The 1,617-nt window shown below is 44.9% G+C and carries 1 protein-coding gene; it reads left to right on the top strand.

Features of this window, described 5'->3' with window-relative positions; translation table 11 throughout:
* Positions 1 to 32 precede the first annotated feature (32 nt).
* On the top strand, positions 33 to 1,460 hold the full coding sequence (locus CWC02_RS17010) for an NAD-dependent succinate-semialdehyde dehydrogenase (RefSeq protein WP_138619524.1): 1,428 nt from the start codon (positions 33 to 35) through the stop codon (positions 1,458 to 1,460).
* The last annotated feature ends 157 nt before the right edge of the window (positions 1,461 to 1,617 follow it).

Below are 1,617 nucleotides of genomic sequence, written 5' to 3'. Positions count from 1 at the left end.
GCTGATAGCTGATAGCTGATTTTGGAGGTTCTATGTCTGATTTGGTTTTTTCTGATTCGTTTATCGACGGTGACTTTTACTCTACGAGCCAGCGTTTTAGTGTAGATAATCCCGCAACCGCAGAGGCGATCACTCATGTCTCTGATATTGATGAAGCAGGAGTTGAGCTGGCTATAAAAAGTGCTGACGAGGCATTTAGCAAACTAAAGCAAACAACTGCAACCGAGCGAAGTGAAACGTTGCGTCGCTGGTATGAGTTGGTTATTGAGCACAAGCAACAGCTTGCTGAATTGATGACTAAAGAGCAGGGTAAGCCTTTAAAAGAAGCCTTGGGCGAAGTTGAATACGGTGCGGGCTTTATTAAGTGGTTTAGCGAAGAAGCAAAGCGCAGTTATGGCGACACCATCCCTGCCACTGACAGTAAGCATCGTTTAACAACGATCAAGCAGCCCATTGGTGTGGTGGCTGGTATTACCCCTTGGAATTTCCCGATTGCGATGATCACCCGTAAAGTGGCACCCGCTTATGCCGCGGGTTGTAGTTTTGTGATTAAGCCTTCGGAGCATACGCCATTATGCGCTATTGCCTTAGCCTACCTTGCTGATAAAGCGGGGTTTGTAAAAGGGGCGCTAAATGTGGTGGTCTCTGAAAACGCAAAAATGGTGGGTAAGATCATGACTGAGTCTCAGCGTGTGCGTAAATTCACATTCACAGGCTCAACCGGTGTAGGTAAGCAGTTACTATCGCAGTGCGCTTCAACCATTAAGCAAACGTCGATGGAACTTGGCGGCAATGCCCCGTTCATTATTTTTGATAATGCCGATTTAGATGAAGCAGTTGCAGGCCTTATGGGGGCTAAATTTAGAAACGCAGGACAAACCTGTGTTGCCGCAAACCGCATATTTGTTCAGCGCTCAGTGCTTGAAACGGTACTCGAAAAACTCACAGACAAAGTGGCTGAGTTAAAGGTAGGCAATGGACTTGATGACGGGGTAGATATCGGCCCATTAATTTACCCTAAAGCAAAAGAGAAAGTTCAAACGCTTGTGCAAGATGCAGTTGATAAAGGGGCGTCGTTAATCGGTGATAACAGTGAGCTTGAAGGCAGTTTTCAAGCGCCATTAATTTTAACTGATGTGACACCAGAGATGGATATCTATCATGATGAAGTGTTTGGCCCTGTAGTCAGCATCATCGCTTTTGATGACGAACAAGAAGTACTTCAGCTTGCGAACGACGTACCTTACGGTTTAGCCGCATATTTTTATAGTGAAAACATCAAGCAAGTTTATCGCGTAAGCGAAGCACTTGAATACGGCATGATAGGTATTAACGAAGGGCTTATCTCAAACCCAGTAGCGCCATTTGGCGGCGTTAAACAGTCTGGTTTAGGCCGAGAAGGCGGTCACCAAGGGTTAGATGAGTACCTAGAAGAGAAGTATCTTTGTGTTAAGGTTTGAGCTATAACTCCGTTCGGCTCAAACTTATAACTATTCTTCACAAAGAGGATAAGAGGGCGCTTAGCTTTAGAGGAAGTAAACAATGATCTTGTGGTTTCCTCGTTCTTTTCTCATTCTCTCCTCTTTGTGCAATTACTTTCGCGCGAAATAAATTTCA

The sequence above is a fragment of the Pseudoalteromonas sp. S2721 genome (genome assembly GCF_005887425.1).
Taxonomy (GTDB): Bacteria; Pseudomonadota; Gammaproteobacteria; order Enterobacterales; family Alteromonadaceae; genus Pseudoalteromonas; species Pseudoalteromonas simplex.
This window is presented reverse-complemented; position numbering and strand designations above follow the sequence as displayed.

Coding starts and splice junctions, on each gene's coding strand:
- CWC02_RS17010 (WP_138619524.1), top strand. CDS start 33: ATGTCTGATTTGGTTTTTTCTGATTCGTTTATCGACGGTGACTTTTAC.